The organism is Bradyrhizobium sp. ORS 111 (assembly GCF_045571485.1).
Taxonomy (GTDB): Bacteria; Pseudomonadota; Alphaproteobacteria; order Rhizobiales; family Xanthobacteraceae; genus Bradyrhizobium.
Genome location: NZ_CP120701.1, coordinates 5656346 through 5676706 on the forward strand (window position 1 = coordinate 5656346; position 20361 = coordinate 5676706).

Genomic DNA, 20361 nt, shown 5'->3' on the forward strand with positions numbered 1-20361 from the left:
CCGCAAGGGTGTCAGTCCCCGGGCGCGGCACCGGTCAGCTTGGCGCGCAGCGCGGCGACCGCCTCTTCCGAGACCGGCGCAGCCGCATTGCCCCAGGAATTGCGGATATAGGTGACGACGGCCGCGACCTGCTGATCGGTCAGGCGGAAGCCGAGCGACGGCATCGCCGGCGAGGTCGGGAAGCTGTCGGTCGCCGCCGCGCGGCCGCCGGCAATGATGATCCGGATCAGGCTCGCCGGGTCCTCCTGGGTCGTCACCACGTTGCCGGCCAGCTTCGGGAAGAGATGCGCGACGCCGACGCCGGTCCGCACATGGCAGGCGGCGCAAGTGTCGACATAGATCGCCTCTCCCGCTTGCATTCGCGGATCCGAAGCCGCCAGCGGCGTCGCGGCCGGCGGCCCTGCCGCGCCGCGCTCCTCGAGGTAGACGGCAATCGCCTTCAGATCGGACACCGGCATTTTCGAGGTCGAATTCTCGATCGCGTCCTTCATCGGGCCGCTGGCGAGACTGAAGGCGTTCTGTCCCGTCCTCAGATACTGCACGATGTCATCGACCGACCATTTGCCGAGTCCGACACGCTCATCATTGGTGATGTTCGGCGCGGTCCAGTTGTCGATCTGGTTGCCTTGCAGATATTTGTCGTTCTGGCTGGCGCCGAACGCATTGAACGGCGTGTGGCAGGCGCCGCAATGGCCAAGCCCTTCGACCAGATAGGCACCCCGGTTGAACTCGGCCGACCGCGCCGGATCCGGCGTGAACGATCCCGGCGTGAAGAACAGCGCGTTCCAGCCCTTCATCAACAGCCGTATGTTGAATGGAAATGGCAGCGTGTTGCGATTGACTCGATTTTCGACCGGCGGCAGCGCACGCAGATACTGATACATTGCATCGAGGTCGCTGCGCTCCACCTTCGTGTAGTAGGGATAGGGAAACGCCGGATAGAGGTGCCCGCCGCCTGGACGCCTGCCCTGTTGCATGGCGAGCGCAAAATCTTCGGCTGACCAGCTTCCGATCCCGGTTGTGTTGTCGGGCGTAATGTTCGGCGTCATGATCGCGCCGAACGGGGTCTGCAGTGCGAGTCCGCCGGCAAACGGCTGACCGCCCGCGGCAGTGTGGCAGGCCGCGCAGTCGCCCGCGATGACAAGGGCCTTGCCGCGCGCGAGATCGACGTAATCGTCAGGACGGGCCGTCACGCTGCCGGCGCTGAACAGCGGAAGCAGCAGGATCAGGTAGCGGAACCACATCGTGCGCTTGCTCATCGCGGCACCAGCGCGCCCGGCGACTTCAGATATTTGAAGATCGCCTCGAGGCTCCAATAGGTCAGCGCGCCGACCGTGCCGGTCGGGTTGTAGCCCGCATTCTGGGGGAAGGCGGAAGCACCCATCACGAACACGTTCGGGACATCCCATGACTGCAAATAGCGGTTCAACGCGCTGGTGTTCGGATCCGATCCCATCACCGCACCGCCGGTGTTGTGCGTGGTCTGATACGGCACCACCGACCACGGCACGCCGAGGCGGTTGAGTTTTGTGGTGTGGGCGCCCATCGCCTTGACGATCTCCTGGCAGCGCTCGGCCATCCAATTCGCCATCTTATGCTCGTTCGGCTGGTAGTCGAACGTCATGCGCATCAAGGGGCGGCCGAGCGGATCCTTGTAGGTCGGATCGAGATCGAGATAGTTGTTGCGATAGCTCATGACGCTGCCCTGCGCGCCGACATTGGTGACGCGCTGATAGCTGTCCTTGACGGCCCTCTTCCAGGCGCTGCCCCAGGCCGGCGTTCCCGGCGGGGTCGGGTGATAGCGGATCGGCCGGCCATTGGTGTGGGCATTGGTGATCGATGCGCCGCCGACGAAACCATGCGGGCCGTGATCGAAATTGTCGCTGTTGTAGTCGTCGAGCGCCACACCGAGCGAGCCCGCTGCGGCGAACGGATTGAACTTCACATCGCTGAAAAAGCCGGTGGCGCCGGAGCCGGTCTGGTAGGCATAGTTGCGCCCGACCACGCCCTCGCCGGTCGCAGGATCGTACGGCTTGCCGATGCCGGAAAGCAGCAACAGACGCACATTGAAGAGGCTGAAGGCGCAGACCAGCACGAGATCGCCGGGCTGCTCCCACTCCTCCCCGGTGGCATCGACATAGGTCACGCCGGTGGCCATCTTGCCGTCGGCGCTCAGATTGACCTTGGTGACCTCGCAGTCGGTGCGCGCTTCGAAGGTCGGCTCCCGGACCAGCGCAGGCAGCACGCAGGTCTGCGGCGACGATTTCGAATAGTTGGCGCAGCCGAACCATTCGCAGAAGCCGCAATAGGTGCACGGCGCCATGCTGCAGCCATACGGATTGGTGTAGGCCACCGAGATGTTGGCGGACGGCCGCGGAAACGGGTGCAGGCCCATGTCCGTGGCCGCCTTGGTGAACAGCGACTGCGAATAGCCCTGCTTCAGCGGTGGTGTCGGATACTCCCGCTCGCGTGGGCCCTCGAACGGATTACCGCCGGGCTGAATGTTGCCCTTGATGTTGCCGGCCTTGCCGGAGATTCCGGCAACCTGCTCGAACTTGTCGTAGTGCGGCTCGAGCTCGTCATAGCTCACCGGCCAGTCCTGGATCTGGTTGCCCTCTGGCAAGATCCTCTCGCCGTAGCGTTCGATCATGTGGCTGCGAATGCGGAAGTCGTCGGGCAGGAAGCGCCAGGTTTGTCCATTCCAATGCAGACCCGCCCCGCCGACACCGTTGCCCGGCAGGAAGCTTCCCCATTTGCGGATCGGCAGCGCCGTTTGCGACGGATTGTTGCGCATGGTCAGCGTCTCCTGCTTTGGGCGCAGGAAGATGTCGTGACGCACTGCGTATCGCAGCTCATCCGGTGCGGTGCCGATATTGAAATCGCTTGCGGTGTCCCGCCAGGGGCCGCGCTCCAATGCAACGACATCCAGCCCGGTGCGGGCTAATTCGTAGGCGAGGATCGAGCCGGTCCAGCCAAGGCCGACGATGACAACATCCTTGCGGGGAAGACGGCGGGCCATCAACGCTCTCCCCAGGCCGGGCGGCCCTGCAAGCTCACCGGTGGCAAGGTGTAGGCCTGATTCGGCCGGTCCATCACGTCGCGGTAGTCGTAACGCACGCCGGGAAAACCGACGAGCTTCCAGCCGACCATATCGCGATTGCCGCCATAGATCGGATCGGCGAAGAACCCCTCGATCGCATTGCTATGGATCGCGGTGAACAGCATCTTGCTGGAGAAACCAGGCAGTTGAACTTCGCCCTTCTCGAGTCCCGCAATCAGCTTGTCCTGCTCAGCAGTGTCGAGCTCGGCAAAGCCGCGATTGAAGGTGGTCTTGCAGTGGGCTTCGAGCGCCGCAATTCCGTTGCGGTATTGCTGTCGCGGGGTCAGCTCCGACTGCAGTCCCTGCGACGGCAGCGGGTCTTGCGAGAATGGCCCCGCCATATAGAGCCAGTCGTGCCCGCCATAGGGACCGGTGAGCTGGCGATCGATAAAGCTGGTGACGCCAGCCTCCTTCGCGCCCGGCCCCAATTCGTCGGCCGGGATGAGACGATCGACGAAGGCTTCGACGACGGCCGCCTCATGCGCCGTAAAGAACAGATAGCCGCCGGGCACGGCCGGCGTCACCGGGTAGGCTTCGTTCGGCTTCCACGGCAGCACTTTGGTGACGATGCGCGCATTGACGCCGGAGGTCGTGACCAGGAGAGCCGCGGTCGCCAGCAGCAGCTCGCGACGCGTGACGCCATGATAACCGGCGGCACCTTCCAGGCGGCGTGATGCCCTCCCGAATCGGCGATCAGCTTGTTCCATGGTCATCTCCTTGAACATTGCCGACAGAGTGTGGCATGCACAGCCAGCAACTTCAACGTGAGACGCCCCGCAGCGAGCCGCCGCGCGCCCTGACCGGATCGAGCAGCGACCAGTCGCCTTCAGGCAACACATGCCCCTTCGGGAACGGCGCGCGGGGCTCGAGACCGAGCGAGCGCAGCACGCGATCGTCGCGGTAGTAGCACTGCAGCACCACGCGGACGAGCGTCGCGGCCGCGGTGCCGCCGCTGGCGCGAAACTCCTTTGCCACGGCATCGCGCCTGGCAGCGTCGAGCTCGGCGAGCGGCCGGCCGGCAAGCCGCGCCAGATGGTCCAGCGCCTGCGCAACCGGCGCGGTGTCGCGGCCGAGCGTTGCGAGCATGTCGGCCTGGATCGCGGGATCATCGGCGCCCGGCACCTTGTACTCGGCGCTTTCGGGAACGATCATCGCGGCGATGGTGCGAAAGTCGGCGCGCTGGGCTACGGTCAGTTCATTGCTGTGGGACATGGCGGATCTCAGTCGAACAGATTGGCAAGACGCTGCTTCATCTGGTCGGCGATGTAGAGCGCGAGGGCCTGGATGGTGGAGGTCGGATTGACGCCACCCGAGGTGACGAAGATGCTGCCGTCGACGATGAAGAGATTCTTCACATCGTGCGAGCGGCCCCATTCGTTGACGACGGAACGCGAGGGATCGGTGCCCATCCGCGCGGTGCCGAGCAAATGCCAGCCGCCCCACGGGATCGGATCGTTGATGCAGATATCGGTGGCGCCGGCAACCTCGAGAATCTCCCGGCCGCGCGCCAGTGCGTGGTCCATCATCTTCCGGCTGTTCGCGCTGATAGTGTAGTCGATCTTCGGCGCGGGGATGCCGTGGCTGTCCTTCAATACGGGATCGAGCGTGACGCGGTTGTGCTCTTCCGGCAGGTCCTCGCAGATCGCCGAGACCGCAAGGCGGTGACCGTTGAGCTTGCGAAAGACGCGGTGGTGATCCGCGCCCCACGGCAGGATGCCCTTCTGCTCGCTGGCGACGGCCTCGAACACCGGCCCGGCGCCACGGCCGAACTGGATGCCGTAGCCACGCACAAAGCCGCGCGACAGATCCGTGTCGTAGAACTGCTTGCTCCACAGGCAGGTCGGCGGCGCGCGGTTGCTGTCGGTCGGCTCCTTCACGAAGCCGTAGATCTGCGCGTAGGGGTGGAACATCAGGTTCTTGCCGACCAGGCCGGAGGAGTTGGCGAGGCCGTTTGGAAACTTGCCGGAGACGGAGTTGAGCAGCAGCCGCGGCGTGCCGACGCCGTTGCAGGCGATGATCACCACCTCGGCCGGCTGAAACTGCTCGACGCCGTCCTTGTCGTAGTAGACGACGCCGGAGGTCATGCCGTGCTCATTGGTCAGGATCTCGCGCACCCGGCAATGCGTCTTGAGCTCGACCCCGGCGCGGATCGCATGCGGCCAGTAGGTGATGTCGGTCGACGCTTTCGCGCCTTGCGCGCAGGCCGGCGTGCAATGGCCGAGATTGATGCAGCGCGCCCTGCCCTCGTAGTCCATCGTCGCGACGGTGGTGTCCGACGGCCACCAGTGCCAGCCGAGCTTGTTCATCGCCTTGCCGATCAAAGGACCGGACAGCCCGAGCGGCTGCGGCGGCATCGGCGGATGCGACAACGGCGACAGCGGATCGCCTGACAGGCCGGACGTGCCCATCATGCGGTCGTTCTCCTCGAAGAACGGGGTGAGCGTGTCGTAATCGATCGGCCAGTCGTCGGCGACGCCGTCGAGCGTCTTCACCTTGAAATCGGAGGGATGCAGCCGCGGCCAGTGCGCGGTGTACATCACCGTCGAGCCGCCGACGCCGTTGAAATTGACGACCTTGATCGGGGAATTGTCGTCGTTGATCGGATAGTCCTCGGGCCGGCGGCGGATATTCGGGCTGGTCGACCAGTCACCGTAGAATTTCGCCTCCCAGTCGCGGCCGGTGCTCGGATAGTCCGCCGGGTTCATCCAGCCACCCTGATCGAGGCAGAGGATATGCATCTTGGTGTCGGCGAGGCTCCAGGCCACCGCAGCACCGGACGCGCCGGCGCCGATGATGAGGACGTCAACGGGATCGTTCTTCATTCTTATTCCCTAGAGTTTCTTCTTCCGTCATTGCGAGCCAACGGGTCGCGCGAATGCGCGCCCGATGACAGGCTCCGCGAAGCAATCCATTCTTCCCCACGCGGCGGGATGGATTGCTTCCTCGCTTCGCTCCTCGCAATGACGGGCCTGCAGCTCAATTGACGATTCTCACCGGCAAGCTTCGTATACCGCGGATGAAATTGGAATAGAGCCGCCGTCGTGGGCCCATGATCGCTCCGGGGACGATAGGGTGAATCGCAACGTCGAGTAAAGCCGCCGAGAATGCGCTTCCGCCGCACGGAATGCCGCGTGCGCGGGTAAACCCGGCAAATCGCGATGGCTGCCCCGCTCTGCGCGGTTTGTCGGCCGCGGCGAGACCGGCTAACCTTGCCGGCAAGCAACACCTCAGGGAGCAACGACAGGTGGCCGCACCGCGCCAGGATCACGCCCCGTCGCGGGCGGCTGCGCTGGACTACGACGTCATCATCATCGGCGCCGGGCTCTCCGGCATGTATCAGCTCTACCGGCTGCGCGAGATGGGGCTCAAGGTCCGCGTGTTCGAGACCGGCACCGGCGTCGGCGGCACCTGGTACTGGAACCGCTATCCCGGCGCGCGCTTCGATTCCGAGAGCTATTCCTACGGCTATTCGTTCTCCAAGGAGCTGCTCGAGGAATGGGAATGGTCGGAGCATTTCGCCGGCCAGCCGGAGACGCTGCGCTACTGCAATTACGTCGCCGACAAGTTCGATCTGCGCCGCGACATCCAGTTCGAGAGCCGGGTCACCGCCGCGATCTACCAGGACGAGACGCGAAGCTGGATGGTCACGCTCGAAAGCGGCGCGCGCCACACCTGCCGCTTCCTGATCACCGCGATCGGGCCCTTGTCGACGCCGACGCTGCCGCGCATCGAGGGCCGCGACAGCTTCAAGGGACAGTCCTTCCACACTGCGCGCTGGCCGAAGCAGACGGTGGATTTCGCCGGCAAGCGCGTCGCCGTCATCGGCACCGGCGCAACCGGCATCCAGACCATCCAAACCATCGCCGGCGAGGTCGGACATCTCACCGTGTTCCAGCGCACCGCCAACTGGGCTGCGCCGCTGCACAACGGCAAGATCGACGCCGAGACGCAAGGCAAGATCAAGGCCGGCTATCCCGAGATCTTCGCGCGCTGCAAGGAGACCTTCGCCTGCTTCGTCCATACCCCTGATCCGCGCGGCGCGTTCGAGGTCAGCGAGGAGGAGCGCGAGGCGTTCTACGAGAAGCTCTATGGCGAGCGCGGCTTCGGCATCTGGCAGGGCAATTTCAGGGACATCCTGATCGACCGCAAGGCCAATGCGACGATCAGCGATTTCGTGGCCCGGAAGATCCGCGAGCGCGTCAGGGATCAAGCCGTGGCGGACAAGCTGATCCCGAAGAATCACGGCTTCGGGACGCGGCGGCTGCCGCTCGAGACCTTCTATTACGAGGTCTACAACCGCGACAATGTCGAGCTCGTTGACCTCTCGGAGACGCCGATCGAGCGCATCACGCCCGAGGGCATCCGCACCAGCGCGAAGGACTACGCCTTCGACATCATCATCTATGCGACCGGCTTCGACGCCATCACCGGCAGCTTCGACAAGATCGATCTCCGCGGCGCCGGCGGTGCGCTGCTGAAGGAGAAGTGGAAGCACGGGCCGGAGACCTATCTCGGCCTGATGATCGACGGCTTCCCCAACCTGATGATGCTGATGGGCCCGCACACCGCGCTCGGCAACATTCCGCGCAGCATCGAATACAGCGTCGACTGGGTCACCGGCTTGATCCGCTTCGCGGTCGAGAACGGCCTGACCTTCCTCGACGCCACGCCCGAGGGCACCGCTGACTGGACCGATCATGTCAAGGCGCTCGGCGTCGGCCTGCTGTCCAACGAAGTCGATTCCTGGATGACCGGGATCAACCGCAACGTCGACGGCAAGCAGACCCGCATCGTCGCCCGCTACAGCGGCAGCGCGCCGGCGTACCGCGCAAGATGCGACGAGGTTGCGGCGAAGGGGTATGTGGAGTTGCGGTTGGGGTAGCGGCCTCATCCACCGCTGTCGTCCCTGCGAAAGCAGGGACCCATAACCACAGGGTTGCGTCGTTGAAGTGAGCTGTGGCTCCAGCACTGGACGGACAACCAGCATTGGTGGTTATGGGTCCCGGGTCGCGCTGCGCTTGCCCGGGACGACACCGATTTTATTGCAGCGCTAGCACGTAAGATCGGTATCGCTTGGCTCGACCATACGCGTCCGGCCGCCCTACCACGCGTCGATGCACGGGCGCTTGCGGTGCGTGCGCGGCTCCGACTTCGGCACCGAGCGGAGGCCCGCCATGACCCAGTGCCGGGTGTCTGCAGGGTCGATCACCTCGTCGATCTCGAGCACGGAGGCGATCGAGACCGCCTTGCCATTGGCGTAGAGCTCGGCGACCTTGGTCTGGAAATACTTTTCGCGCTCGGCCGGATCCTCGATCGCTTCCATTTCCTTGCGGAAGCCGAGCCGGACATAGCCCTCCAGCCCCATGCCGCCGAACTCGCCGGTCGGCCAGGCCACCGTGAAGAACGAGGCGTGGAAGCCGCCGCCGATCATCGATTGCGCGCCGAGCCCGTAGCCCTTGCGCAGCACGATGCCGAACAGCGGCACCGTGATGCTTGCGCCAGTGACGAACATCCGCGCGACGTGACGCACGATCGCGGTCTTCTCGGCTTCCGGGCCGACCATGAAGCCCGGCGTGTCGCACAGCGAGACGATCGGAATGTCGAAGGCGTCGCAGAGCTGCATGAAGCGCGCGGCCTTGTCGCCGGCCGGCGCGTCGATCGCGCCGCCGAGATGCTTGGGATTGTTGGCGATCAGGCCGAACGGCTTGCCCTCGATGCGGATGAAGGCCGTGATCATGCCGACGCCGAAATCGCGCCGGATCTCCAGCACCGAGCCCTCGTCGGCGATCAGATCGATCACGTTGCGGACGTCGTAGACCCGCAAGCGATTCTCCGGGATCGCGCGGCGCAACCGCCGCTGGTCCGGCGCTTTCCAGTCCTTCACCGCGCCCTGGAAATAGGACAGATATTTCTGTGCGGTGGCCGTTGCCTCGGCTTCGTCCTCGACCAGGATATCGATCACGCCGTTCGGCGCCTGGAACGAGACAGGACCGACCTCGGCCGGATGATAGACGCCGAGCCCGCCGCCCTCGATCATCGCGGGACCACCCATGCCGATCGAGGCGTTCTGGGTGGCGATGATGACGTCGCAGACGCCGAGCATCGCGGCGTTGCCGGCGAAGCAGTAGCCGGAGACGATGCCGACCACCGGCACAAGACCGGAGAGCCTTGCGAACTGCACAAAGGACGGACCGTCGAGGCCGGTCATGCCGAGCCGGTCGGTATCGCCGGGACGGCCGCCGCCGCCTTCCGCGTAAAACACCAGCGGAAGCCGCCACTGCTCGGTAAGCGTGAGCATGCGGTCGATTTTCTTGTGGTTCATGTGGCCCTGCGTGCCCGCCAGCACGGTGTAGTCATAAGCGATCACCATGCAGCGCGCGCCTTCGGGGCCGAAGTCTTTCGCATTGACGGTAGCGACGCCGGCGATCAGGCCGTCGGCCGGCGTGTTCTTGATGAGGTCCTCGACCTTGCGGCGGCGCCGTTGCGCTGCGATCGCGAGCGATCCGTATTCGACGAACGAGCCCTCGTCGACGAGATGCGCGACGTTCTCGCGCGCGGTGCGCTGGTTGGTCCTGCGGCGGCGCTCGACCGAGGCCGGGCGGTTCTCGTCGAGCGTGATCGCCTTGCGCGCGATCAGTTCGGCGAGGTCCGGGCGGATGTGGTCGAGATCAATCGCCGCCTCTTCCTCCGTGTGGTGCCCGTCGACCTCGGCGGGTTCGAGGAACAGGATCGGCTCGCCATGCATCAAGGTGACGCCGGGACCACCGGCGATCTTCATCACACGCCCGCCAAGCGGCGCGGTCACGAGATGCTCCATCTTCATCGATTCCAGCACCGCGATCTGCTGGCCCGGGCGGACCAGATCGCCTTCCGCGACATCGATCGCGACGATCGTGCCTTGCAGGGGCGCCGGCACCGGAAGCGAGCCTTCCGGCACAGCCTCGGTTGCCGCCGGCGTGGCGGCCACCGCCGGGGCCACTTCGACCAACGGCGCGGCAAGATCATTCGCCGCGCCGACCAGCGCCGCGACGTGGGTATCGATGAAGTTGGTGCTGATCTTGTTCCGGACAAAGCTCTGGTGCGCCAGCACGGCGCCGAGGAACGGGACGTTGGTGGCGACGCCGCCGATCCGGAATTCGCGCAACGCGCGCGCCGCCTTGTGCACGACGTCGGGCCACTTTGGGCTCGGCGAATGCACGATGACCTTTGCGAGCAACGAGTCGAAGGCCGCGCTGGTCTTGTAGCCGGAATAGCCGAAGGTATCGACGCGGACGCCGGGGCCGGACGGCAGGTCGAACACGGACAATGTGCCGCCGGTCGGTTTGGTCAATCCCCTCTCGTCCATCACCTCCATATTGACGCGAAGCTGCATGGCATAGCCGCGCGGCAACGGCACCGCGGCCTGCGCCAGCCCGAGCGAGGCCAGCGTCGCACCGGCGGCGACCGCAAGCTGCGCGCACACCAGATCGATGCCGAGCACCTCTTCCGTCACGGTGTGCTCGACCTGCAGCCGCGGATTGGCCTCGATGAAGGCGAACGCGCCCTCGCCCTCGCCGGCGTCGTCATCGACCAGGAATTCGAAGGTGCCGAGATTGTCGTAGCGCGCAGCGGAAGCGAGCTGCTTTGCCGCCTCGATGATCCGCGCCCGCAAGGCCTCGCTCAGCGATGGACTCGGCGCCACCTCGATGAGCTTCTGGTTGCGGCGCTGGATGGTGCATTCGCGCTCCCAGAGATGGCTGATTGTGCCGTGGCGATCGCCGATGATCTGCACCTCGATATGGCGGGCTTTCCGGATCAGCCGCTCGACATAGACATCGCCGTTGCCGAACGCGGCCTTGGCCTCCGACTGGCAGCGCGCATAGGCTTCATCCAGCTTGGCCGCGTCGTCGACCACGCGCATGCCGCGGCCGCCGCCGCCGGCAATCGCCTTGACCATGACGGCGGCGTCCGCGCCGAGCGAGGCAAAGAATGCTTTGGCCTCGTCGAGCGTGGTCGCGCCTGACGTGCCGACAATGATCGGCACGCCGCATTTCTTTGCCAGCGCTTTCGCCTTGGCCTTGTCGCCGAACAGCTCGAGCGCCTCCGGCGACGGGCCGACGAAAGTGATCTTCTCTTGGGCGCAGCGCCGCGCAAGCTCGGCGTTCTCGCTGAGAAAGCCATAGCCCGGGTGCAGCGCGTCGCAGCCGGCCGCCTTGGCCGCCGCGATCACCGCCTCGATGTCGAGATAGGCCCGCGCGCCGCGCCCGGGGATCTCTCGGGCTTCATCGGCGGAACGGACATGCCGCGAGGCCGCATCGTCGGCGGGATAGATCGCGACGGTGGCAAGGCCGCTCTCACTCGCAGCGCGGGCGATGCGGATCGCGATCTCGCCGCGGTTGGCAATCAGCAATTTCTTGAAGGGCATGATTGGTTCCGTTGACGTCTCAGCGACAGAACTCTCCTGACCTCGCCCCGCTTGCGGGGAGAGGTCGAAGCCGAAGCGAAGCGCAGGCTTCGGGTGAGGGGGAGTCTCCGCGAACTCGCTTGTGGAGAGTCCCCCTCACCCGAAATTCGCGCTGCGCGCAAATTTCGACCTCTCCCCGCAAGCGGGGCGAGGTGAATAGAGCGCGGCAACCCATAAGCCTTTGCACACCTAACGATCCTTCATGGTCGGATCGAGCACGACACGCAAGGATTCTCCGAGCGCGTTGAACGCCAGGGAGACGATGAGAATGGCAAGGCCCGGCGCATACATCTGCTCCGGGGCGATTTCCATATATTGATAGGCCCGCGCCAGCATGGCGCCCCAGCTCGGATCCGGCGGCTGGATGCCGAGGCCGAGGAAGGACAGGCTCGCTTCCGCCAGCAGTGCCGCGGCGAGCAAGAGCGTCACCTGCACGATCACCGGCTGCAGCGTGTTCGGCAGCAGATGGCGCCAGAGCACATGCCAGGTCGGCGCGCCAAAGCCCTTGGCGGCGTCGACATAGAGCTCCTGCCGCACGATCAGCGTGCGGGCGCGAACGATGCGCGAAAGCGCCGGGAACATGGTGATGCCGACCGCGATCATGCCGTTGGTGAGCCCGATGCCGAGTGCGCCGGTAACCGCGATCGCGAGCACGATCGCGGGGAACGACAGGAAGGTGTCGATGATGCGGCTGATGATGTCGTCGATCCAGCCACCGAAATAACCGGCGACGAGGCCGACCGGCAATCCGATCAGAACCGCGACGCCGACGGCGAGCAGGCTCGCATAGACGGTCGCCGGCGCACCATAGATCAGGCGGCTGAGCACATCGCGGCCGAGATCGTCGGTGCCCAGCCAATGCGCCGGGCCCGGCGGCGCCAGCATGTTGTTGACGTCCTGCGCGGTCGGCGCATACGGCGCGATCCAGGGTGCGCCGATCGCGACGATCACCAGCACCAGCAGCACCAGGATCGACAGCGCGGCACGGAGATCGCCGGCGAGCCAGCGCAGGACGCGGCGCAGCCGGGTCGGTTTGGTGGGCCGCTTGAGCTCGGCGAACGCGAGGTCGGTCATTGCTCGATCCTCGGATCGATCGCGGCGCAGAGCAGATCGGTGATCAGGTTCACCGCGATCACCACGACCACCATGGTGAAGACGACGCCCTGCACGATCGGGAAATCGCGCTGGATCGCGCCGCGCACGATCAGGCTGCCGAGCCCGGGAATCGCGAACACCGCTTCGATCACCACCGTCGCCGCCAGCATGCGGTTGACCAACAGGCTGATGATCGTGAGCAGATTGACGCTGACATTCTTCAAGCCGTGCTGCCAGAGAATGCGGGACATCGACAGGCCCTTGGCGTGCAACGTGCGGACATATTGCGACGACAGCACCTCCAGCAGCGCGCCGCGGAGCTGGCGCGCGACCTCGGCCATGCCGTAGGCCGCGATCGCGATCCCCGGCAAAAGCGCGTATCTGATCGCCTCGACCGGCGAGGCGGTGAAGGACTTGGCGCCGGTCGCCGGCAGCCAGTTCAGCTTCAGCGAAAATTCCGCCACCAGGATCATGGCGAGCCAGAAGCCGGGAATCGCGACGCCGAGCGAGGCGATCAGGCTGACCAATTTGTCGATCCAGCCGTTCGGCTTGATCGCCGCGATCACGCCCATCGGAATACCAGTGACGAGCGCCAGCACCATGGCGATCACGACGATCAGGAGCGTGTTCGGAAAGGCGCGCCCGATCGATGTCGCGACATTCTCGCCGGTCAGCAGCGATTGCGACAGGTCGCCCTGCGCGACCTTGCCGAGCCAGGCGCCGTATTGCACCAGGAACGGACGGTCCAGGCCGTAGATGCCCCTGATCTCGGCAATGCGCGTGTCGGTGGCATTGTCGCCCGCCAAGGTCACGGCGATGTCGCCGGGCACGAGCTTCAGCAGCGCGAACACCATGAAGGTCGCAAGCAGAATCACGGGCAGCGCCTGCAACAGGCGGCTGCCGATGACCTTGGCCGGTGACCGTCGCGCCATTGTTGTCAGCTCTCCAGCCAGACGTCGTCGTATTTCGGTTTACCCAACAGGTTGGGCTTGTAGCCCTGCACCTTCTTGTTCATGGCGACAAGCTCGAACTGGAACGCGAGCGGCGCGACGAAGGCGTTCTCCATCACCAGCCGCTGCACGGTGGCGAAGGCCTTGCGCCTGACCTCGATATCCTCAGAGGCGCGCGACTGCTTGATCGCGGCCTCGAGCTCCGGCGGCACCGGCGCGCGACCGCCATTGTAGTAGGCGTCCTTGGTGAACATCAGCGAATAGGTCAGGCTCGGATCTGGGCGCCCGGTCCACGCCGCGAGCAGGCCGGAGCCCTTCTTCTCCGGACCGAAGAACGCGGCCGAGGCTTCCGCGATCGGCGCGTTGACGAAGCGCACATTCATGCCCGCCTTGCGGAACTGCTCGATCAGGATTTCCTCGCGCTGCACCGAATCCTGATCGGAGTAGCCGCCGATCTCGATCTGGGTGCCCTCCTTGAAGCCGGCCTCGGCCAGCAGCTTGCGCGCCTTGGCGGGATCGTAGGGATAGAGCTTCGCGACCTCGGCGTCATAGGCCCAATGCGACTTCGGCAGGTTCATGTAGGCCGGCTCGGCGAGACCGGCGAGCGCAGCCTTGACGAAGGATTCACGGTCGATCGCGAAATTGAGCGCCTGGCGGACCTTGACGTTGTCGAACGGCGGCTTGGCCCAGTTCAGGAAGATCTGGAATACGTAGAGCGTCGGGCCGTGCACCACCTTGACGCTCGAGGCGCGCTCGATGATCGCCTTCTGCCGCGGCGGGAGCTGGTAGATCAGATCGTTCTGGCCCGCGGTGACCGACCGCGCGCCAGTGGTGAGCTCGGGAATGATCGAGAACTCGATGCCGTCGGGATAAGGCCGGTTCGGCTTCCAGTACTTCTCGTTGCGCTTGACCACGATCTTCTCGCCGTCGGCCCAGCTTACGAAACGATAAGCCCCGGCGCCGACCGGCTTGCGGGTGACGACACCGCCTTCGGCCGCCTTCAGCGCCGTCGGCGACACCATCATGCCGGCGCGATCCGACAGAATGCCTGGCAACGCGGTATCCGGCGCGTTCAGCTTCAGCGTCACCTGCTGCGGCCCGGTGACCTCGACCGAGGCCACCGACAAGAGGTCGGCCTTGATGTTGGATTTCGGATCGCTCTTGTTGCGGTCGAGGTTGAACTTCACGGCCTCCGCATCGAGCGACGTGCCGTCATGGAAGGTGACGCCGGATCGGATGTTGAGCACCAGCGTGGTGGGGTCAGTGAACTTCCAGCTCTCGGCCAATCCGGGCCTCGGCTTCAACGTCTCGAATTCCCATTCGACCAGCGTGTCGTACATCGTGAACAGGAAGGCGTGATCGGAGCCGGCGCCACCGGTGGCGGGATCGAGGCTCGACGGATTGGCCGGCGCGGAGATGCGCAGCGTACCACCCTCCTTCGCCGCGCCCTGTGCAAAGGCAGGACCGCCGAGGCTGGCGCTCGCGAGCGCGCCCGAGATCAGCGCAATGGCTTCGCGTCGCGTCGTTATTGTCATGGCAGGTCCTCCATTATCTCAGGGCGTCAATTTGAATCGGCTTAGCGGCAGATTGGCTGCACCTCTCCCGCTTGCGGGCAGGGCAATCGCATATGGCGTCTGCGGAGGTTGTCCGCGGGCTCCCTTCGCCTCTCCCGCTTGCGGGGGAGGCCGACGCGTGCGCAGCGCGCGGCGGGTGGGGGCTCCCCTCCACGAGGCGACTCGTGGAGAGAACCCCCACCCCGACCCTCCCCGCAAGCGGGAGAGGGAGCCGACTGCCGATGCCGTTGCGACTCGAATCTCATATGCGATTGCCCTGCGCTTGCGGGGGAGGTCGGATCGCATCATGGATGCGATCCGGGTGGGGGCTCTCTCCACGATGTGACTCGTGGAGAGAGCCCCCACCTCCAGCCCTCCCCCGCAAGCGGGAGAGGGAGTGCAGTTCCTTCGGGGCCGCTGATCGAACTGATCTCATCGCGCGCTAGCTCGGTGAAAAATTCGGGCGGTCGGCGAAGTGGCACGCCACCCAGTGATCGGGCTTCAGCTCGCGCCACTCCGGCGTCCGCTCGGCGCAGCGTGGCTGCGCATGCGGGCAGCGGGTACGGAAGCGGCAGCCGGTCGGCGGATCGATCGGGCTCGGCACCTCGCCTTGCAGCACGATCCGCGTCTCCTGCCGCATCGACGACGGCAGCGGCCGCGGCTCGGCCGAGAGCAGCGCCTGGGTATAGGGATGCAGCGGCCGCTCGGACACTTCCTCGGTCGGGCCAAGCTCGACGAACTGCCCGAGATACATCACCGCGACACGCTCGCTGATATGCGAGACCACGGCGAGGTCATGGGTGATGAAGACGTAGGTCAGGCCTAGGTCGCGCTGCAAATCGGCGAACAGGTTGAGCACGTCGCCGCGGATCGACATGTCGAGCGCCGCCACCACCTCGTCGCAGACGATCAGCTTGGGCCTGAGCGTCAACGCACGGGCGATCACCACGCGCTGCTTCTGGCCGCCGGAGAGTTGATGCGGGTAGCGCTCGCCAAACTCCTGCGGCAGCCCGACGCGCTCCAGCGCCTCCTTTGCCTGCCGCTCGCGCGCCGCGCGGGTGCCGACGCGGGCAAGTTCGAGCGGCTCCAGCACCGAGGCGAGGATGGTCATCCGCGGATTCAGCGCGGCGTTGGGATCCTGGAAGATGATCTGGTAGTCGCGGCGGTGGCTCTGGAATTGCTTGCGCGACAGCGCGAGCGGATCGATGCCGTCATGCAGGATCGCGCCGGCGCTGGGCTTTAAGAGAAACACCAACGCGCGGCCGATCGTGGTCTTGCCCGAGCCTGATTCCCCGATGATACCGAAGGTCTCGCCACGGCGGACGTCGAAATTGACACCGTCGACCGCCTTCACGGTGGCGCGGCGATCCGTGGTTTGGAAGCGCACCTGGAGGTCGCGCACCGAGACGATGGGGTCGCGACTGGGCTCGGCCGAGGCAGCGGTCATTGCGTCGCGACCCTCGCTGCGAGGGGTGTCTCGGGCGGATGCAGCGCGCCGGGCAGATTGAGCTCGGCGAAGCGCCAGCAGCGGACTCTTCTGCCGCCACCGGCGTCCTGTAGCGGCTGCTCCGCTTCGCAGCCGTTGATCGCATGCGCGCAGCGGGCGCGGAAACGGCAGCCGCTCGGCATGTCCGCGATCGACGGGACGCGGCCCGGGATCGACGGCAGCCGGCCGTGGCGCGGGCTCAAATGCGGCAGCGAGCGCAACAGGCCCGACGTATAGGGATGCAGCGGCCGCACCAGCGCCTCGTCAACGGACGCATCCTCGATCACCTCGCCGGCATACATCGTGATCATCCGCGTGCAGGTCTCGGCGACGACGCCGAGATCGTGGGTGATCAGCATCAGCGCAGTGCGCGAGGTCTGGCTGATGTCGCGCAACAGTTCGAGGATCTGCGCCTGCACGGTGACGTCGAGCGCGGTGGTCGGCTCGTCCGCGATCAGGAGCTGCGGCCCGCAGATCAGGGCGGCTGAGATCATCACGCGCTGGCGCATGCCGCCGGAGAGCTGGTGCGGATAGTCGTCGATGCGCCGCTCCGGCGAGGCGATGCCGACGCGGCGGAGCATCTCCAGCGTCTTGGCGCGTGCCTCTTCGTATCCGATATTGGTGTGGACGCGCAGCGTCTCCGCAATCTGGTGGCCGACGGTGAAGACCGGATCGAGCGCGCTCATCGGCTCCTGAAAGATCATCGCGATGCGCTTGCCTCTGATGTCGCGCATCTGCCGCGCGCTGCATTTGGCGAGATCGATGCCGTCAAACATGATCTTGCCGTCGAGGCCCGCGAAATTGCCGGGCAACAGCCGCAGGATCGACAGGCCGGTGATGGTCTTGCCGCAGCCGCTTTCGCCGACGATGCCGACCCGCTCGCCCGGTGCAATGTCGAAATCGATCCTACGGGTCGCCTGCCAAATGCCGTGCGAGGTCTTGAAGCGGATGCCGAGCCCGCGCACGGACATCAGTGGCCGCGCGCCATCGCGCGCGACCTCCGCCTTGCGCTCTGCCGGCTCGCCTGCCTGCATCAACCCGCCGCCCGCTGCTTCTCTTTCACCAGTTGCTCCTCCATCAGCATCTCGGTGCCGATGATGCCTTCCCGCGCAAGCTCTTCGAGCTCGGCATCGCTGAGGCCGAGCATGCCGCCGAGAATCTCGCGGTTATGCTCGCCGAGCGTCGGCGGCACCGAGCGGATCGCAAAGGGTTCGGCACCCTCGCGGAACGGCATCGACGGCTGCGGATGTTTTCCAATGAACGCGCGGTCGACCTCCTGAATAAAGCCGCGGGCTTGGAGCTGCGGATCCTTCAACAGATCGATCGGCAGCCGGGCGACGCCTGAGGCGACACCGGCCGCCTGCAATGCAACCATCGCCATCTCCGGATCGCGTGCCGAGGTCCAGGCGGTGATCGCAGCCTCGATCTCGCCTTCGATGGCGCGACGGCCGGTGGCCGTCTTGAACCTTGCATCGTCGGCCCAGTCCTCGCGGCCGAGCAGCCGTGCGAGCCGGGGCCACATCGCATCGTCGGATATCGCGACCACGATCCAGTTGTCCTCGCCGGCGCAGCGGAAGCAGCCATGCGGCACGAAATCGGGATGGCGATTGCCGTATTTGACCGGCGGCGTGCCGTCGATCGAATGCGCGACGATCCAGGGCGCCGCGAACGGCATCATGCATTCGATCTGCGCGAGGTCGATGAACTGCCCCCGCCCCGTCAGCCGCGCGTGGATCAGCGCGGTCAGCACCGCCGCACAACCGTTGAGGCCGCCGACGGCATCGCCGAACGCGGTGTGGCTCATCACCGGCGGGCCGCCGGCATCGCCGACCACGCTCGGCAAGCCCGAGCCCTGCTCCAGCGTCGAGCCGTAGGCGCGGCACTCACGATAAACACTGCCGGCGCCGAACGCCGACATCGACATCATCACCAGCTTCGGATTGAGCTTGCTCAGCACGTCGTAGCCGAGGCCGAGCTTCGGCAGCACCTCGACCGAATAATTGTCGACCACAAGATCGGCATCGGCGAGCAGGCGCTTGGCCAGCGCAAGTCCCTTCGGCCGGGTCAGATCGAGCGTGATGCCGCGCTTGTTGCGGTTCATGATGCAGTAGCGCACCGACTTCTCGTACATCTGCTCCAGCACGTAAGCCGGGCGCCGATCGACGCCGCGCCACCAGTCCGGATACTGGATCGCCTCGATCTTGATGACGTCGGCGCCGAGATCGGCGAGCGTGCGGGTGCAGATCGGGCCGGCCCAGCCCATCGAGAAATCGACGACGCGGATGCCTTCGAGCGGCAGGCGATCGGCCGTGGCAGGCTTGGGCGCTGCCACGCGCGGCGCCGCCTCGCGCTTTGCCTGCTGCTCGCCGATATCGGGAACCCGGCCACCGCGAAGCGGCGGCGTACCCGTCAGCCGCTGCATCGTGCCGGCGCTGAACCCGCTCTCGTCACCGATCGTGACAGGCACGATGGCGCCACGGGCGCGCTTCTCCTCATCGGCGATCAGATCCGAGATCTCTGGCACCGGCACGATCGGGATCTTGCGCTTGAGGCCCTCGGCGAACCATTCCTGCGCAGTGCGCTGCTTCAGCCTCGGCAGGATCCTGACTTCGATCTCGGCGACATGTTGCAGCCGGTCGACGCCGAGGAACAGCGACGGATCGTCGCGCAGGTCGGTGAGATCAAGCATCTCGCAGAACGAGCGCCACTGCGCCGGCGTCACCGTGGTGACGCCGAGCCAGCCCTGCCTGGTCTCGTAGATGCCGACCGGAAAGGTCGGCCAGAAGCGGTTGACGCCGATCCGCCGCATGATGTCGCCGCGAGAGAACGATTCGAACATGATGTATTCGGTGACGGCGATGCTGGCTTCGAACAGGCTGAGATGGCTGGAGCGGCCGCGCCCGTCCTGCATGCGCCCGAGCACCGACGAACTCGCTGCGATGAAGCCCCAGAGCCCACCAAGGATCCCGGTCTGGAAATCCGGTGCGTGCATCGGCGGTCCCTGCACCGGGCCGACCAGCTTCACGAGGCCGGTCAGCGCGCGAATGGTGGCGTCGGTCGCGACAAAGTCGGCATAGGGACCGCGATCGCCGAACCAGGAGAGGTCGAGATGGATCAGGCCGGGATTGTCCCGCTTGATCGCGTCGAGATCGATCGCGGGACAATCCGCCGCATTGAGGCCGCGGCCATCGAGCAGGATGTCGCAGTCGGCAATCAATTCACGCAGGCGCGATGCCGCGAGCGCATCGCTCCCGTCGAGCACGACGCTGGATTTGTTGAAGTTGAGAAACGCAAACCACGCGCTCTGCCCGCTCAGCGTCAATGGCGCGGTGCGGCGAAGCGGATCGCCCTGCGGCGGTTCGACCTTCTGCACGTCGGCGCCGAAATCGGCGAACAGCCGCGCGCAATAGCTCGTCGCAGCCGCGCTTCCAATTTCGACAATCCGCAGATGCGACAACGCGCCCATCACGCTTCCCCGCGAGCAAAATGACCAGCCGATGACCGCGGCTGATTCAGTTTCTTGTTGTCTGAACTTGAAGCCGCGCCGGCGCGATGATGCAAGTGGAATTTTCTTCCACGTTACGGAATTCGCGAAGGATCCGCGACGCTGCGCGATTGACGATGTCACTTAACTGCAAGTGAATTGCGCTTTGAAGCAGTTTGGCAGCGATGTCGAAGGCCGCGGCCATGCGTGCAGGAAATGCACGCATGCACCGGTGCTCGCGCGGTGCATC

At 65.6% G+C, this 20361-nt stretch carries 14 protein-coding genes; 1 reads left to right on the forward strand and 13 read right to left on the reverse strand.

All coding sequences use genetic code 11. From position 1 onward, the window contains the following. Window positions 1-11: 11 nt before the first annotated feature. The 5 genes from P6U30_RS26145 to P6U30_RS26165 are packed head-to-tail and all read right to left on the reverse strand — an operon-like array spanning window position 12 to window position 5922. Window positions 12-1259: a c-type cytochrome gene (locus P6U30_RS26145; RefSeq protein ID WP_407165741.1), complete on the reverse strand. Its 1248-nt coding sequence runs from the start codon at window positions 1257-1259 to the stop codon at window positions 12-14. Beyond that, on the reverse strand, window positions 1256-3019 hold the full coding sequence (locus P6U30_RS26150) for a GMC family oxidoreductase (RefSeq protein ID WP_407165742.1): 1764 nt from the start codon (window positions 3017-3019) through the stop codon (window positions 1256-1258). Before P6U30_RS26150 ends, P6U30_RS26145 begins: the two co-directional genes overlap by 4 nt. Further along, entirely contained in the window at window positions 3019-3807 is a 789-nt protein-coding gene (locus P6U30_RS26155; protein WP_407165743.1) for a gluconate 2-dehydrogenase subunit 3 family protein, read from the reverse strand. The genes P6U30_RS26150 and P6U30_RS26155 overlap by 1 nt, the downstream gene beginning before the upstream one ends. Before the next feature lie 52 nt (window positions 3808-3859). Beyond that, the gene (locus tag P6U30_RS26160; RefSeq protein WP_407165744.1) at window positions 3860-4312 is read right to left on the reverse strand and encodes a hypothetical protein; all 453 of its coding nucleotides are present in this window, start codon (window positions 4310-4312) and stop codon (window positions 3860-3862) included. Between the two features lie 8 nt (window positions 4313-4320). Next, complete coding sequence (locus P6U30_RS26165; RefSeq protein ID WP_407165745.1) at window positions 4321-5922, reverse strand: GMC family oxidoreductase; 1602 nt, start codon at window positions 5920-5922, stop codon at window positions 4321-4323. A gap of 422 nt (window positions 5923-6344) precedes the next feature. Here P6U30_RS26165 and P6U30_RS26170 point away from each other — a divergent pair, with 422 nt between their 5' ends. Beyond that, window positions 6345-7982, forward strand: a complete 1638-nt coding sequence (locus tag P6U30_RS26170) for a flavin-containing monooxygenase (RefSeq protein ID WP_407165746.1) — start codon at window positions 6345-6347, stop codon at window positions 7980-7982. Window positions 7983-8201: 219 nt separating this feature from the next. Here the strand turns inward: P6U30_RS26170 and P6U30_RS26175 are convergent, their stop codons facing one another. From P6U30_RS26175 to P6U30_RS26210, 8 genes are all read right to left on the reverse strand, one after another. Next, a complete protein-coding gene (locus P6U30_RS26175) occupies window positions 8202-11504 on the reverse strand; it encodes a carboxyl transferase domain-containing protein (RefSeq protein ID WP_407165747.1) in 3303 nt (1100 codons plus the stop codon). A gap of 228 nt (window positions 11505-11732) precedes the next feature. Next, complete coding sequence (locus P6U30_RS26180) at window positions 11733-12617, reverse strand: ABC transporter permease (protein WP_407165748.1); 885 nt, start codon at window positions 12615-12617, stop codon at window positions 11733-11735. Next, window positions 12614-13570: an ABC transporter permease gene (locus tag P6U30_RS26185; protein ID WP_407165749.1), complete on the reverse strand. Its 957-nt coding sequence runs from the start codon at window positions 13568-13570 to the stop codon at window positions 12614-12616. Before P6U30_RS26185 ends, P6U30_RS26180 begins: the two co-directional genes overlap by 4 nt. A 5-nt stretch (window positions 13571-13575) precedes the next feature. Beyond that, window positions 13576-15123, reverse strand: coding sequence for an ABC transporter substrate-binding protein (locus P6U30_RS26190; protein ID WP_407165750.1), 1548 nt, complete (start codon window positions 15121-15123; stop codon window positions 13576-13578). A 460-nt stretch (window positions 15124-15583) separates the two neighbouring features. Continuing rightward, a complete protein-coding gene (locus P6U30_RS26195; protein ID WP_407165751.1) occupies window positions 15584-16588 on the reverse strand; it encodes an ABC transporter ATP-binding protein in 1005 nt (334 codons plus the stop codon). Continuing rightward, entirely contained in the window at window positions 16585-17661 is a 1077-nt protein-coding gene (locus P6U30_RS26200) for an ABC transporter ATP-binding protein (protein ID WP_407165752.1), read from the reverse strand. Before P6U30_RS26200 ends, P6U30_RS26195 begins: the two co-directional genes overlap by 4 nt. Further along, a complete protein-coding gene (locus P6U30_RS26205) occupies window positions 17661-20093 on the reverse strand; it encodes a CaiB/BaiF CoA transferase family protein (RefSeq protein WP_407165753.1) in 2433 nt (810 codons plus the stop codon). Before P6U30_RS26205 ends, P6U30_RS26200 begins: the two co-directional genes overlap by 1 nt. Window positions 20094-20139: 46 nt before the next feature. Continuing rightward, on the reverse strand, window positions 20140-20337 hold the full coding sequence (locus P6U30_RS26210; protein WP_407165754.1) for a hypothetical protein: 198 nt from the start codon (window positions 20335-20337) through the stop codon (window positions 20140-20142). Window positions 20338-20361 lie beyond the last annotated feature (24 nt).

Coding starts and splice junctions, on each gene's coding strand:
- P6U30_RS26155 (WP_407165743.1), bottom strand. CDS start 3,807: ATGGAACAAGCTGATCGCCGATTCGGGAGGGCATCACGCCGCCTGGAA.
- P6U30_RS26190 (WP_407165750.1), bottom strand. CDS start 15,123: ATGACAATAACGACGCGACGCGAAGCCATTGCGCTGATCTCGGGCGCG.
- P6U30_RS26145 (WP_407165741.1), bottom strand. CDS start 1,259: ATGAGCAAGCGCACGATGTGGTTCCGCTACCTGATCCTGCTGCTTCCG.
- P6U30_RS26180 (WP_407165748.1), bottom strand. CDS start 12,617: ATGACCGACCTCGCGTTCGCCGAGCTCAAGCGGCCCACCAAACCGACC.
- P6U30_RS26175 (WP_407165747.1), bottom strand. CDS start 11,504: ATGCCCTTCAAGAAATTGCTGATTGCCAACCGCGGCGAGATCGCGATC.
- P6U30_RS26165 (WP_407165745.1), bottom strand. CDS start 5,922: ATGAAGAACGATCCCGTTGACGTCCTCATCATCGGCGCCGGCGCGTCC.
- P6U30_RS26210 (WP_407165754.1), bottom strand. CDS start 20,337: ATGCGTGCATTTCCTGCACGCATGGCCGCGGCCTTCGACATCGCTGCC.
- P6U30_RS26185 (WP_407165749.1), bottom strand. CDS start 13,570: ATGGCGCGACGGTCACCGGCCAAGGTCATCGGCAGCCGCCTGTTGCAG.
- P6U30_RS26150 (WP_407165742.1), bottom strand. CDS start 3,019: ATGGCCCGCCGTCTTCCCCGCAAGGATGTTGTCATCGTCGGCCTTGGC.
- P6U30_RS26200 (WP_407165752.1), bottom strand. CDS start 17,661: ATGCAGGCAGGCGAGCCGGCAGAGCGCAAGGCGGAGGTCGCGCGCGAT.
- P6U30_RS26205 (WP_407165753.1), bottom strand. CDS start 20,093: ATGGGCGCGTTGTCGCATCTGCGGATTGTCGAAATTGGAAGCGCGGCT.
- P6U30_RS26160 (WP_407165744.1), bottom strand. CDS start 4,312: ATGTCCCACAGCAATGAACTGACCGTAGCCCAGCGCGCCGACTTTCGC.
- P6U30_RS26195 (WP_407165751.1), bottom strand. CDS start 16,588: ATGACCGCTGCCTCGGCCGAGCCCAGTCGCGACCCCATCGTCTCGGTG.